This is a genomic window from Listeria valentina (genome assembly GCF_011800755.1).
Classification (GTDB): domain Bacteria; phylum Bacillota; class Bacilli; order Lactobacillales; family Listeriaceae; genus Listeria; species Listeria valentina.
Window position 1 is genome coordinate 1 of the sequence record NZ_JAATJW010000066.1, and the last position, 13142, is coordinate 13142.

The following is a 13142-nucleotide window of genomic DNA, read 5'->3' on the forward strand; positions in this document are numbered from 1 at the left end:
CATAACAAAATACACTCCTTCTAAAGTGAACTAGATTTTTTATTCCTAGTGTCTACTTTATAGGGAGTGTATCACTTTTGTGTTTTTCAACAAGAGTTCACAAAATTGTCACGCTATAAAACAAGGAAATATGTTATAATAAGTTTGGGTAAAGTAACAGATTCCCCTTATCTCATTAGGTAGGGGAATCCTTAGCGATTATTTTTATCCATTCATCAGGTACTTAATCCTTTTTTACCATCAGCTTCCACAAGTTGGTGGTATTTTTTGTATATGATTCAATAAAAAGTTCATAAATTCGACACAATTTCATTTCTAAAATATGGTATATTATACTTGCAAGAAAACAATACATAAAGAGGAGATAATTTCATTGAAAAAAGGGATCATGGGAGCTATTTTAGTTCCAAGTTTAGTCTTAAGTTTGGCAGGGTGCGGAGAAGAAACGACTGACAAAAAAGAGGCAAGCAAGGAAAAATCCACTGTGGTACACAAACAGCCAAAAAAGGAAAAGAAGATTTCTTTTTCTCTCGCTGATTTTACTCAAACGATGGAGAAAACCATGGCAGAAATCATTTATTTAGACAATATGGATGGAAACATTGGTTACAATATCCAAGAGGGAATGAATCGTGATACATATGGGTTTGTTCAAGAGTTATCGAATGAATTCTTAGACAAACGCTATACAGCGATTCATAAAGAATCAGAGGAAGGAATGCGGAAGTTCGAGCGCTTGGGTGTGGATCCTGATTTATTGAAAAAATACAAAGAAGCTTACCAATATGTGTTAGATACAGTTCAAAAGCAGCGGGCGATCATTTTAACGCTAAACGAAACGAATGGTAAAGAGGTTCGCGCACAGTTGGATCAGTCTTTTGATCAACCAACCTACATGGAGAATAGTCAGAAAATGGCGTTATTGGAAGTGGAGATGGCTATAAAAGCTGGGTATAAAAAAGAAGAAGCACAAAAAGCTATACAGGAAGCGAAAGAAAAAGTCATGGAAAAATATGGAGATCCTGTCGATCTAGCGAAACTTAGAGAGCAATAAAAGGAAAAAATTTAAAAAGCTGTTGTTTTTTCTACTATAGTGTCGTCTCATTTTCTCTTGCCTAGTCAATCTGTTCCAGCTTGTATTTAAATAAAAGAGGTGTTATTTGATGGAACAAGAGTGGATTCAATTTGGGAAATACATTTTATATTTCGTTGCTTGCCTAGCTTTCATTTATGCAATTATGAAATTGCTAGAAAAAATGATCTTGGTTCTTCTTCGAAAAATAAATGATAAAAGAACGTACAATCCTGAAAAATTATTAAAGAGGCTATTGAAACCGAAAAGAAACCAACATACATTTGTACATGATCGTAATACAGGAGAAAAATACTATTTTTTATCCTATTGGGTTTGGCAAGAAAATAAATTCAGTGTTTTAACTGGGCTATTCCCTAAAGGTAGTATTGTGAAAGGAACTGATAGTCAAGTAACGGGAACAGGAGGTTATCATACGAAAAATGAAAAAGGCAAAAATCGAAGATATAAAAGAGAATTTAGAGTTTATTATGTGTAGTGTTTCGAAAATGAATTAGTAGTCTGAAAACTTTGGATTCTACTTCTAAAAGAGTGCCTCTTATTGTATACTATAAGAGGCATTTCTCATATAAACAGAGAAAAGGGGCGTGAAGATGGACTTCAAAAAAATGGCGATTTCTATAGTTGGTTTATCTATTTTACTGGGAGGGTGTTCATTTATGGGAAATTCAAACGAAAAAGAAAAGAAAGCAGACGACGGGACAACACCCGTTGCGGACTATAAAGGGCAGGGGTTTAGCTTGGTTGATGGTGATAAGTCTAAACCAATTGTCGAAAAGAACGAAGCCGAAATTAAAAAACGGGCAATCGCATACATGAAAGATAAATATAAAACTGATGTAAAAGTGAATAATGTTGTACCTGCTAGAGATGCCGCAGTGGTCAAAGTGGAGGCAGAAGAGCCCATTCAATTTCATACTTCTGTCATCGTCGGGTTTGATATGATGAAAAAAGAATTAGACCCACCGTCCAACGTGTATTCGCAAGAAGGAGAAGTAGAGGGCGCGATTCTTAGTGGCTTGTATGTTAAAGCATACACGGCAGAATTTGAACGGCTAGATGCTTTTGTGGAAAAAGAGGCGAAAAAATATAAATTACAAGGACTCAACCAAAAAACCATAGATAAGACACAATCATCAGGGTATGAACAAAGTTATTATTTTGTTCCTATAGCTGGAGAGTTTAAGGCGGTTTATAACGCTTATTTGCAAAATCCGAACATCTCTTCGATAGAGTTGCGGGAATTATTTGAGAAGGAAACAGAAAAAATGTATGTTGCAATACATTATTTTAATATCGATGCTGGTTTACCTAAACAAGAAGTGGCAGATGAAATTGGAAAAGACTTAAAAAATGAAGAGGGACTTCCTAAAGCTACATATAGTACGTCTATTTATAAGAATTTTATCGTAAACCGTGTGGGTCAACCAGATGGGGACAACATAGAGACTGGTGATATCCAAAAATAAAGAAAGGAATGGTAAAAAGTGCCAACATCAGAAAAGCTAAGAACATCTGACTTAGATATTATAGAAATGAGTGGCAGAGTAGTTTATGAAGAACCTAAACGAGATGAATTTATAGATGTTAATGGTCAAGTAAAAACTTATCGAGTTAAAGAAGGAAAATATAACACTAAATCTGGGCTCGATTACATGATTGTGGAAAACACAAAAACTGGCGAAGTCGGTATGATTTTCCAAGGAACGCAAGGACAAAAAAATGGCGGTAAGGACATTATCACCGACGCAACCTTGCCCGGAAATATCCCCGACGAACAATTAAAAGCGGCAGATAAAGCCTATAAGAAGATGAGTAAAAAATATAAAATTAGCTATGTTGGAGGAAACTCTTTAGGTGGAGGGCTTGGAAACTACGTGGCGTCTAACAATGAGGTTAAAAGTGTGACGTATAACCCTGCTATTTTGCCAGACGGAAAATATTCGCAAAAAAATCCCGATATAACCAACTACATGAGTGAATACGACCCGTTAACGCTAGGTGAACGAAGTGCGAGGTACATGAAACGTTTGCCGGGTAAAAATGTAATCGTGAAAAACAATATGCCTTTATTTGCGACACTCGCGTCCAACCACACGGGTTATGCCGACCCCATCAAAATAGACGGAGAAGAAGTCCTCATCGATGCTGATGCCTATTTGCCCGTTGGCGTTTGGAGTGGGGAAGTGCTCACAGGCGGAAAAGGGAATAAGATAGATGTTAACCCTGAAAATATGCAAATCTTAGCGGATGCCATGGTATCGAAAATGAAAGGACAAATTACCACCGCCCAGTCTCACGTTGACCATGCGGTCGATATTGTCGAACGAGAAGGCAACAAGCTAGACGACCGAACAACGAAGCTAACAGACAGTTTTGACGATTTAATCGGACAAGGGAGCTTCGGAAAAGCCTTGACGACAATGGCGGGCTATGAGTTTCTACGCGACACGATAGAATCGGGGAACCCGGCAATTTCAATGGCAGTCAAGGCGATAAACAAGCTTCAAACGTCGTCTGTCGTTACCGACTTTTTATTGAACTTTTTGGGAAAATTTGACGGTTTAATCGCGACGTCCGTCGATTTACCCATTCTTATTGTCAATACCGTCACACAACTAGATGACATTATCACCCAGCTAAATGCACTTAAAAAGTACGCTGTTCCTCAACTCTTTAAAGGGATAGATAACGAATTCTTCAATGATGGTATGGTGGCAGAACTGAAAGCCCATTATAAAATTATAGATGAAAATAAAGAGGTCGTGACCAATCAAATTGTGACCTTCGGGACACAGGTTACTTATGTATCGAAAGAGCTAGAAAAAGCGGATAAGCTGTTAACCGCTACTGAAAAAGTAGAACGCGCATCCGCACCGCCTGCCACTTCGGATTTTACGTTACAAGAATCAAAAGCGCTTAAGGATGGCATGGGGAAAAAGCAGAAATTACTAGATAATAATTATAAGCGATTTAGTGAAGATGCTGTGTCCTCCCTTGACCCCGTTATTAGTCATTTTTCAAGTACATTAAGCTTATTAGACGAAACTGTGGACGATTTTATCCAAGGACTAAAAAACGCGCGGGGAACGTTTGAACGTCTTAATGTTCCTTTTACAAATTTAGACGAGGCTATTCCCATTTTACTTACTCAAGCTATTAACGCGCTAAAACCTTACCAAACAGCACTTGAATCCATCAAAACCGCTGTGCGCTCTTTACGCGGGGGTGGCTTGCATGATGTGCTAGAAGCCTACCGCCCTTATATTGATACCGCGCTATTTGAGGGAACGCAATTCCAAAACGTGATCGCACTGAATAAGGCATCGGTTAACATTTATGAAAGTTCCCGAGCTGTTTTCAAAGATATAAAATATCAACTAAGCGACAACAAAGCTGTAGCGGTTGAGGCATTGGACAAGTTGGCGGACAAAATAGTGACGAATTTAACCGAACTTATCGGTCAACTCAAGCGCGGCAGTATTGACGTGTAAGGGGGCGGAGAAGATGGAACAAGAAGAGCTTATCCAAGAATTAGAGCTTAATCAAATTCGCCAAAAAGCAGCCAAAGAAACACTGGAAAAGGAGCGGGAGCATTTAAACCATTTTGAAGAAGGAAAAAAAGAATACGTGTGGAAAATGGCACAGGAGCTAGAACAGGCAGAAGGAGACATTTTCGAAGGCTTACTTAGTCATATTCGTGAAGAAGGCGGTTTATGCAGCCGCCGTTTGAATCGTGCTGTTGAAGATGCGCGGAAATTTGTGCAACATGCAGAGCAACATTTAAAAGAACAACAAGAAAAAGGAGACAAGTTACTGGATTTGTTTTTTGAATCCATGATGGAAAAATGAAGAGCAAAAGAAACAGACTACAGAAATTTTGGGGTGTAGTCTGTTTTTTTATACATGTTTGTTACGAGATAAAAACATATAAAAAAAGACCATTTTGCCCCTAATGCAAAATGGTCTTTTTTTTTTTCACGCCCCTAAAATGCCCCTAAAAAATATAATATTCTTTTGTTTTGTTTTGTTATCTTGATCGTTCATGTTTCTTGTTATCATTGGTATTAAGCCATTTTTGAATGTAGAAATCTGACCATTTGGGGAGTGATACAAAAATCAACGTTAGCGGTCTGTTTATTATTTAGAAATCATTTTTATATAGTCGAGTGATTTGCCAGTTCCGATTGCTACGGATTTAAGTGGTTCCGGCGCCATATGTACGGGGACATCAATCCGTTCAACTAACCATTCTTTGAATCCTTGAATAAGTGCTCCACCACCGGTTAGTACAATACCACGATCGACGATATCGCCGCTTAGTTCTGCGGGACATTTTTCAAGTGTAAGTCGAATCGCTTCGAGAACTCGTTCAAGCAATTCTTCAATTGCACTTTGAATTTCATTGGAAGAGATCGTGACCGTTTCTGGAAGCCCAGTTACAAGGTCGCGTCCGCGGATTTCTGCTTTGAGTTCTGCATGCGGAACAGGTGCATAAGCAAGTTCCTTTTTCACGCGCTCAGAGGTCGCTTCACCAATTAATAAGTTGTATTCTTTACGAATGTAGTTGATAATTTCTTCATCAATGTGGTCGCCACCAGTTCTGATGGATGTACTTGAAACAACGCCACCATAAGAAATAATCGCGATTTCTGTTGTTCCGCCTCCGATATCAACAACCGTATTGGCTACTGGCTCAGAAACAGGAAGGTCTGCACCGATTGCAGCTGCTACCGGTTCTTCCATTAAAACTACTGATTTTGCTCCAACCGCTTGCACGGCATCACTAATTGCACGACGTTCTACAGAAGTAGCGCCACTTGGTGTTGAGACCACGACGTTCGGCTTGCGAAAACTTCCTTCAGAAGCATTGATTCGCTTCATGATTTGTTGGAGTAAACCGCTTGTTACGTCAAAATCAGCGATCACTCCTTCACGCATTGGGCGAATGATTGCAATATTCGCAGGTGTTTTTCCCATCATTTCTTTTGCTTCATGTCCAAAAGCGAGGACATCGTTCGTGTTTGTATCAACCGCCACAACGGATGGTTCATCTAAGATAATTCCCTTTTCTTGGTTGTAAACTAAGATATTGGCTGTTCCTAAGTCAATACCGATTGTAGTAGTTCCAAACATTTCAACACCACTTTCTATTTTTACACTTATTTTTACAGTTACAAAATACGTCTGTTATTTTTTCCCTGCTTTGTCTAATTTAAACGAAAATCACAGAAATGACAAGAATTTGTTAACTAAATGAAAAATGAGCACTCAAATCGAGTGCTCAGATCGTGAACTATTTTCATATTTGACGTACATGACATAATAAATGATTCCGCTTAAAAATGCGAGGATTGCAATAATCGAGAAAGTGAAAAAGTAACCAATTACGGCGGAAAGTGTAATAGCAAGTGGTGCGATCACTTTTCCAAGATTATAACGCAAACCAGCTGCGGAAAAATACATCGCTCGTTTATCTTCTGGTGCTAATTTTGAAACAAAGTTTTGTTGGATGCCGACTGTCATAAGTTCAGCAAAACTATAGATGATGATTGCGGCAATGGCACCGTATGGCGTCGCAACAGCTGCGAATAAGAAGAGCCCGATCCCAAATAAAAAGGAAGAATTCATAAATACAAATTTTTCCCGGTAGCGACTCATGATGCGAGTTACGAAAACAGTGAGTGCAGCTACGAAAAAGCCGTTGATCGAGACAACGAGTCCGAAAAGTTGCTCCCCGGTTAGCGAAATCCCAAATAGTGTAGAATTGCCAATTTCTTCTTTGATAAAAAGTGGGAAAAGCAAGTCAAGTTGCATTGTCGCTTGAGAAATAATAATGCCTGCTAAAATGTAAAGAAAGAAAATCTTATCTTTAAAAATCAGCGTGTAATTTTTTATTTGTTCCATGATAACAGTGGCAAGCGACTTGCTGCCTTGCTCTTTTCGCAATTCTGGATTTAATGCAAGCGGAGCCGTTTCGTGCCCGAATCTTTGCAGCAAAATCAGCAAGACAAGGTCGAAAAAGGCGATTGCGAGTAACGTTTCAACCGTAAAGTCATGAAAGACGATCGAACCAAGAATAGGACCAACAACAACGGCCACGTTGACCATCATATAGAAAATGGAATAAACGTGACTACGATGTCTTGGATCCACCACATCGGCGATCATCGCTTGACTGGCAGGTTGATAAAACGACATGAAAACACTCGCCAGCGCGAATCCCGCAAAAGACAGGTAAGGGGAGTGCATGAAAGATGTGGCACCGAGAGCAAAAATCAAAAAGCCAATGCCCTCACCAATTACCGAAATGCTCATCATCCGTTTCCTGCCATACGTATCTGCAAAATAGCCTCCAAAAAGCGCCGTGATCACTGCTAAAATTTGTGAAAAAATAAGTAAAATACTCGTTAATGCGCGTCCAATCGAATCAGAAAAATATAGCGTCAGAAAGGGAAAGACTGTCCAGAAAGAAATATCGAGCAGCGCTTCCCCAAATAGACGCACTTTTAAATTGACGTCCCAATCTCTAAATTTCATGCATATACCTTCTTCCGTGTTAAGTTTCCGTTTTCTCCTGAGAAGAAAATGTAACGAAATGCACGGCATATGTGTTCAATGAAAAAAGGAATTAGAAAGCCCAGTCCCCGTTTCGGAAGACAGGTAAAGTTTCGCCGCTTTCTGTCACACCATCAATATCCATTTTATTTGAACCAATCATAAAGTCGACGTGAACAAGACTTGTATTAACACCGCGGTCATCTAGTTCCGCACGAGTCATGTTTTCGCCACCTTTAATATTGAAAGCATATGCACTTCCAATTGCCAAGTGATTCGAAGCATTTTCATCAAACAGTGTATTGTAAAAAAGAATGCCGCTTTGCGAAATCGGTGAAGGATCTGGAACGAGCGCCACTTCGCCTAAATAGTGAGAACCTTCGTCTGTTGAAACTAGATCTTCAAGGATTTCTTGTCCTTTTTCAGCTTCTACCTTGATTATTTTTCCATCTTTAAAAGTAAGTTTGAAGTTATCAATGATATTTCCTGCATAACTAAGCGGTTTTGTGCTCGAAACATAGCCATTTACACTTGTTTTTTCAGCACAGCAGAAAACTTCTTCTGTTGGCATATTCGCCATGAATTCGTGCCCTTTTTCATTGTAACTACCTGCACCAACCCAAACATGATCTTTTGGAAGTCCGATGTAAAGATCCGTTCCGAGGGCTGTATAGTGAAGCGTTTTAATTTGCTTTTCATTTAAATCTTTTGCTTTCGCATAAAGAGTTTCGTCGTGTTTTTTCCAAGTTTGAATCGGGTCAGCTGTGTTGATGCGTGTCGTTTCAAAAATAGTTTCCCACAATTTTGGAACTTGTTCAGCTTCTGGTAGTTCGGGGAAAACTTTCCCAGCCCAACCGGTAGAAGCCGCCGCAACAACCGTCCAGCTAATGGCATTGGACATCGTTAGCTCGCGAAATTCTTTAAGCGCTGCGCCCATAGCTTTTTGACCAGCAGCGATTTTTTGTCCATCGACACCTTTTAATAGGTCAGGATCTTCTGAGACGATGGAAATAAAACAAGCTCCTTCTTCAGCGAGCTCGGTCCGTTCTTTTACGCGATGTTCGGGCGCTTCCTCAAAAACAGAAAGTGGAGCACCTTTATAGCGTTCAAGGGTGACGCCTTCGTCCGTCCAGTTTACGATAACATCTTTCGCTTTTACAAGAAACGCATGTTTAGCGATTAAGCGAACGAGTGGGGCTGAATCAATGCTCGCATTGATTACCACTTTTTGCTCTGGCTGGACATTGACCCCAGTTTTTACGATCAGCTCTGCATATTTGTTTAATTTTTCATTAAAAGTTGTCATTATTTCACACCTCTCTTAAATGTCATAGATTTATAGTAGCGCAAAATGAAGCGGAAAGCAACGGGATTTGGAACCTTTTAAATAAAACTAATTTTCTGTTAGTTGTTGTTTTTTATTCACTTAAGCAAGAAAAAGCAGTAAACTTACGACAAATTTGTGAATTTTGTAGCAAAACTATTTTCAGCAAACAGTTTTCTGCTATAATGAAAAGAAAAACGAGAATGGATTTTTTAAATGAGGATTTTTATCAGTATTTTATCTTTTGTTGTAGCGATTATTGGATTAGTTAATCAAATACAAATCGCTGACCGCATCCAAATAAATATATTTACGATTTCTGAACAGGCAATGGATATTTTTGGCTATATCATTACGATTGGGATGATTATTGCGGGGATTTTGTATCTATTCGGGAAACAGAATCGCAATAGAAGTGTTTGCGCAGTCATTTTGTGGGCACTATTAGCTTTCAGTGGTTTTTTCATGGAACCGGTTTATGATTCCTTCCTTTTCCTGCGTCCGGTTACTTGTACGATCTGCAGTATTCTTGCACTCTTTATTTTCATCCCTAAAAAGCAGCATTAAAAAAAGATGCCTAGTTCGGCATCTTTTTTATTCATTTTCAAGTAACACATCGACGTATTTTTTGGCATACGCCTCAGCGCGTTCCACATCATCTTCATCTGGGTCTAAGTCGACTTTAAGACCTTCAACAGGAACTGTTGCGCCTTTTTCTTTCAAGCGAGTTTCAACGAGGTCAACCGTTAAACAAAATTCATCATAAAAAGTATCACCGGAACCGAAAGAAGCGCAAACTTTCCCAGAAAAGTCAACGTCGGCCATATCTTCATAAAAATCAACGAATTCATCAGGAAGTTGTCCATCATCATACGTATAGCCACCAATTAAAGCCCCATCGTAATCCAGTAGCTCTTCCGGCTCAACGTTAATACATTCTTCAATTTCAACTTCGATATCGTATTTTTCTAGCTCTTCACCAAGAATATCAGCGATTTCTTGTGTATTTCCCGTCATGCTTGCGTAAACAATCATCACTTTTGCCATTTTCTCATACCACCATTTTCTGAAATATTTTTTGAAAAGCTATCCCAAAGATAACTTTATAAATGGATTCACTAACACTTCTATTATAAATGTCTTGCTAAATTGTGCAACCTTTTTTTGCCGATTGCTTTCTTTTCTTTTAGTAGCGCGTTATAATTAAGGATAGTGGATTTTCTAGGAGAGGATGAAGCAGACAATGATTACACTTAAATCGCGCCGCGAAATTGATGAAATGAAAAAAGCTGGCGATATTTTAGTTGAGACCCATAAAGAAATTGCTAAAATGATTAAACCTGGCGTAACAAGCTGGGATATTGAAGTTTTTACAGATGAATTCTTGCGTAGTAAAGGTGCAACACCAGAGCAAAAAGGATTTGAAGGTTATGAATACGCGACTTGTGCGAGTATCAATGATGAAATTTGTCACGGCTTCCCAAGAAAAACGCCTCTAAAAAATGGTGATATTATTACGGTGGATATGGTTGTTAACTATCATGGAGCCCTTGCAGATTCCGCTTGGACATACGCTGTTGGCGATGTCACTGATGAAGTCAAACATTTGATGGATGTAACGCGCAAATCGTTATACCTTGGAATTGAGCAAGCACAAGTGGGGAACCGGATTGGAGATATTGGTCATGCCATTCAAACTTATGTAGAAAATGAAAATTTAAGCGTAGTTCGTGAATTTATCGGACACGGTATTGGACCAACTCTTCATGAAAAACCAGAGGTACCGCATTATGGCGCACCCGGAAAAGGACCAAGACTGAAAGAAGGCATGGTTATCACGATTGAGCCGATGGTAAATATTGGCGGCTGGAAAGCGAAAATGGATGATAATGGCTGGACGGCGAGAACGGTTGATGGTTCTTTATCTGCACAGTATGAACACACCATCGCCATAACGAAAAATGGACCCGAGATTTTGACTTACCAAGGCGAAAATGAATAACAAACAAAAAACTGCGGCATGGATGTTGCAGTTTTTTTAAAGGGGAAATGAAGATGAGTGAAAAAGCTTCGGTCCACCGTTCAAGTGTGCCTTTTACTGTGGATCGATTAATCAAGGAATTTCAAAATGCGGGGATAAAAAAAGGAGATACTATTATTTTTCATGCTGCACTTTCGCAAGCGGGATGGGTTTGTGGCGGAGCGATTGCAGTGATTGATGCGCTTCAAGAACTCTTGACGAGAGAAGGGACACTCGTTATGCCAGCACAAACAGGAGGGTTAAGCGATCCGAAATTTTGGGAGAATCCTCCGGTTCCAGAAGAGTGGTGGGAAGAAATTAGACAAAACATGCCACTTTTTGACAAGAACCGGACGCCGAGCTCGGGCATGGGCGTCATTGCTGAAAGTTTTCGAGCTTTAAAGGACGTTGTCCGAAGCGACCATCCTTATTATTCATTTACAGCGTGGGGGAAGCATGCGGACTGGGTTGTTGCAAATCATTCGCTTTCACACGGGTTTGGAGATGAGTCTCCGCTTGGAAAACTCTATCAATTAGAAAACGCTAAAATTGTTTTGTTTGGCGTCGATCATGATAAAAACACATCGCTTCATTTAGCGGAAGAACACTCTATAAAAATTCCTGTTAAGACGGGAACTGCTGCTAAAATGAAGGCAGGAAAACGAATTTTTGAAAGTTATGAAGAAAAAGCTTACAACAGTGACGAGTTTTTAAAAGTTGGTGAAGTATTTGAAAAAACACAAGGGAAATTTGAAAAACAAATTGCCCTTGCGCCTTCTAAAATTTTTGAGATGAATGCTTTGGTAGATTTTGCCACGCATTATTTTGATCATTAGCTTTTCCGAATTGTACTTAATTCTTCAGCGAACATTTGCATTTCCCGTGGACTGAAGGAATTTTTGCGAGAAATAAGTTGATAAAGCTCCACTAATAAATCATAGTGCACTTGTTCAAGCTTCATATTTTCAAAAGCCGAGGCATTAACCATCTTGAGCTTTTCAGTAATTTTTTTAAGAATAAAATCCACATTTTCCTGACTGGGTTGTTCTAAATTCATTTTTTATTCCCCTTTTGCTCGTAATATTGTTGATTTTATCATAAAATAAAGGGACATGCGAGTTTTGCTAGTTTATAATTGAGAGAAAGCTTAGCGCTTCATTCTATCGAAGGGAGGGGAAAGTCGTGCTAAAAAAAATAACGAGCAATCGCTTTTATCGAATTACGAAATTGATTATTCGACAGATCGGTAAAAATGATGTTTCCGGGAATGCAGCGCAGTTAGCTTATTATATGCTGTTTTCTATTTTTCCAATGCTTTTAATTGCTGCAACTTTGCTAGCCTATGTAAATATTGACAGAGATTCTGTGTTTAATTTAATTCAAGAATTTGCTCCAAAAGAAATTATCAACTTTTTAGAAGGAAACCTCGATTCGCTTCTATCAAAACGAAATGGGGGACTCCTTTCAATTGGGATTATTGCCACACTTTGGTCGGCGTCAAACGGAATGAATGCCGTAACAAAGGCTTTAAATAAAGCCTATAATGTAACAGACCGTCGCAATTTTATCTTACAACGACTCTTGTCAATGGTTTTCACAGTTGCGATGATTGCAACAATTGGTGTAACTTTGATCCTGCTTGTATTTGGTCAGCAAATCGGACTTTTTATTTTTAATCATTTACATGTTTCAAAAGAATTCGTGGATTTTTGGAATAATACACGGTGGCTAATTACAGTAGTGGTGATCTTTGTTGTCTTTGTCTTTTTATACTGGGTAGCACCAGCTAAGCGAAATCGTTTCCTAGGTGTTTTGCCGGGAGCTATTTTTTCGACTGTTGGTTGGTCGCTCACTTCACTTGGGTTTGCGTATTATGTGAACAACTTTGCTAATTATTCCGCTACTTACGGGAGTATTGGTGTCATCATTATCTTAATGTTATGGTTTTACTTAACAGGAATTATTTTAATGGTTGGCGGGGAGCTCAATGCGGCTTTTGCGGTCTTGAAGCAAAAACGTGTCATTGGTGAAATCAACTAAATGAGAGCAAGAAAATAGCCCTTTATCTTGTGAACCACTCTCTGTCAAGTAGACAGAGGAAATATAAAAAATATTCTCCTAGATTAAATCTAGGAGTTTTTTATATG

The 13142-nt window shown here is 38.9% G+C and carries 14 protein-coding genes; 9 read left to right on the forward strand and 5 right to left on the reverse strand.

Going from position 1 to position 13142, the window contains the following annotated elements; translation table 11 throughout:
• The first annotated feature begins 373 nt into the window (after nucleotides 1–373).
• The 5 genes from HCK02_RS11665 (at nucleotide 374) to HCK02_RS11685 (ending at nucleotide 4945) form a co-directional block, all read left to right on the forward strand.
• Nucleotides 374–1054: a hypothetical protein gene (locus HCK02_RS11665; RefSeq protein WP_167630285.1), complete on the forward strand. Its 681-nt coding sequence runs from the start codon at nucleotides 374–376 to the stop codon at nucleotides 1052–1054.
• A 109-nt stretch (nucleotides 1055–1163) separates the two neighbouring features.
• The gene (locus tag HCK02_RS11670; RefSeq protein ID WP_167630286.1) at nucleotides 1164–1571 is read left to right on the forward strand and encodes a hypothetical protein; all 408 of its coding nucleotides are present in this window, start codon (nucleotides 1164–1166) and stop codon (nucleotides 1569–1571) included.
• 115 nt (nucleotides 1572–1686) lie between these two features.
• A complete protein-coding gene (locus HCK02_RS11675; protein ID WP_167630287.1) occupies nucleotides 1687–2562 on the forward strand; it encodes a DUF1672 family protein in 876 nt (291 codons plus the stop codon).
• Nucleotides 2563–2580: 18 nt separating this feature from the next.
• Entirely contained in the window at nucleotides 2581–4587 is a 2007-nt protein-coding gene (locus HCK02_RS11680; protein WP_246215595.1) for an SA1320 family protein, read from the forward strand.
• Between the two features lie 13 nt (nucleotides 4588–4600).
• On the forward strand, nucleotides 4601–4945 hold the full coding sequence (locus HCK02_RS11685; RefSeq protein ID WP_167630288.1) for a hypothetical protein: 345 nt from the start codon (nucleotides 4601–4603) through the stop codon (nucleotides 4943–4945).
• 288 nt (nucleotides 4946–5233) lie between these two features.
• Here HCK02_RS11685 and mreBH read toward each other — a convergent pair whose 3' ends face one another.
• The 3 genes from mreBH to HCK02_RS11700 form a co-directional block, all read right to left on the reverse strand.
• Entirely contained in the window at nucleotides 5234–6229 is a 996-nt protein-coding gene (mreBH, locus tag HCK02_RS11690; protein ID WP_167630289.1) for a rod-share determining protein MreBH, read from the reverse strand.
• 135 nt (nucleotides 6230–6364) lie between these two features.
• Complete coding sequence (locus HCK02_RS11695) at nucleotides 6365–7633, reverse strand: MDR family MFS transporter (protein ID WP_167630290.1); 1269 nt, start codon at nucleotides 7631–7633, stop codon at nucleotides 6365–6367.
• Nucleotides 7634–7724: 91 nt separating this feature from the next.
• Nucleotides 7725–8957, reverse strand: coding sequence for an aminopeptidase (locus HCK02_RS11700; RefSeq protein ID WP_167630291.1), 1233 nt, complete (start codon nucleotides 8955–8957; stop codon nucleotides 7725–7727).
• 234 nt (nucleotides 8958–9191) lie between these two features.
• Between HCK02_RS11700 and HCK02_RS11705 the strand changes: the two genes are divergently transcribed.
• Nucleotides 9192–9542, forward strand: a complete 351-nt coding sequence (locus HCK02_RS11705) for a hypothetical protein (protein ID WP_167630292.1) — start codon at nucleotides 9192–9194, stop codon at nucleotides 9540–9542.
• A gap of 27 nt (nucleotides 9543–9569) precedes the next feature.
• On the opposite strand, the gene HCK02_RS11710 is transcribed toward HCK02_RS11705, so the two are convergent.
• Nucleotides 9570–10022, reverse strand: coding sequence for a flavodoxin (locus HCK02_RS11710; protein WP_167630293.1), 453 nt, complete (start codon nucleotides 10020–10022; stop codon nucleotides 9570–9572).
• 196 nt (nucleotides 10023–10218) lie between these two features.
• On the opposite strand from HCK02_RS11710, the gene map reads away from it, so the two are divergent.
• Together map and HCK02_RS11720 are read left to right on the forward strand one after the other, a co-directional pair.
• Nucleotides 10219–10977, forward strand: coding sequence for a type I methionyl aminopeptidase (gene map / locus HCK02_RS11715; RefSeq protein ID WP_115754030.1), 759 nt, complete (start codon nucleotides 10219–10221; stop codon nucleotides 10975–10977).
• A gap of 53 nt (nucleotides 10978–11030) precedes the next feature.
• Nucleotides 11031–11831 carry an AAC(3) family N-acetyltransferase gene (locus HCK02_RS11720; RefSeq protein WP_167630294.1) on the forward strand — a complete coding sequence of 267 codons (801 nt, stop codon included), beginning with the start codon at nucleotides 11031–11033 and terminating at the stop codon, nucleotides 11829–11831.
• Here HCK02_RS11720 and HCK02_RS11725 read toward each other — a convergent pair.
• Entirely contained in the window at nucleotides 11828–12052 is a 225-nt protein-coding gene (locus tag HCK02_RS11725; protein ID WP_167630295.1) for a DUF1128 domain-containing protein, read from the reverse strand. The genes HCK02_RS11720 and HCK02_RS11725 overlap by 4 nt on opposite strands.
• Nucleotides 12053–12177: 125 nt before the next feature.
• On the opposite strand from HCK02_RS11725, the gene HCK02_RS11730 reads away from it, so the two are divergent.
• Nucleotides 12178–13035: a YihY/virulence factor BrkB family protein gene (locus HCK02_RS11730; protein ID WP_167630296.1), complete on the forward strand. Its 858-nt coding sequence runs from the start codon at nucleotides 12178–12180 to the stop codon at nucleotides 13033–13035.
• Nucleotides 13036–13142 lie beyond the last annotated feature (107 nt).

What these genes read in the sequence shown, in the direction of transcription:
- HCK02_RS11695 (WP_167630290.1), bottom strand. Translation starts at nt 7,633, where the DNA reads ATGAAATTTAGAGATTGGGACGTCAATTTAAAAGTGCGTCTATTTGGG.
- HCK02_RS11720 (WP_167630294.1), top strand. Translation starts at nt 11,031, where the DNA reads ATGAGTGAAAAAGCTTCGGTCCACCGTTCAAGTGTGCCTTTTACTGTG.
- HCK02_RS11675 (WP_167630287.1), top strand. Translation starts at nt 1,687, where the DNA reads ATGGACTTCAAAAAAATGGCGATTTCTATAGTTGGTTTATCTATTTTA.
- mreBH (WP_167630289.1), bottom strand. Translation starts at nt 6,229, where the DNA reads ATGTTTGGAACTACTACAATCGGTATTGACTTAGGAACAGCCAATATC.
- HCK02_RS11705 (WP_167630292.1), top strand. Translation starts at nt 9,192, where the DNA reads ATGAGGATTTTTATCAGTATTTTATCTTTTGTTGTAGCGATTATTGGA.
- HCK02_RS11700 (WP_167630291.1), bottom strand. Translation starts at nt 8,957, where the DNA reads ATGACAACTTTTAATGAAAAATTAAACAAATATGCAGAGCTGATCGTA.
- HCK02_RS11710 (WP_167630293.1), bottom strand. Translation starts at nt 10,022, where the DNA reads ATGGCAAAAGTGATGATTGTTTACGCAAGCATGACGGGAAATACACAA.
- HCK02_RS11725 (WP_167630295.1), bottom strand. Translation starts at nt 12,052, where the DNA reads ATGAATTTAGAACAACCCAGTCAGGAAAATGTGGATTTTATTCTTAAA.
- map (WP_115754030.1), top strand. Translation starts at nt 10,219, where the DNA reads ATGATTACACTTAAATCGCGCCGCGAAATTGATGAAATGAAAAAAGCT.
- HCK02_RS11670 (WP_167630286.1), top strand. Translation starts at nt 1,164, where the DNA reads ATGGAACAAGAGTGGATTCAATTTGGGAAATACATTTTATATTTCGTT.
- HCK02_RS11685 (WP_167630288.1), top strand. Translation starts at nt 4,601, where the DNA reads ATGGAACAAGAAGAGCTTATCCAAGAATTAGAGCTTAATCAAATTCGC.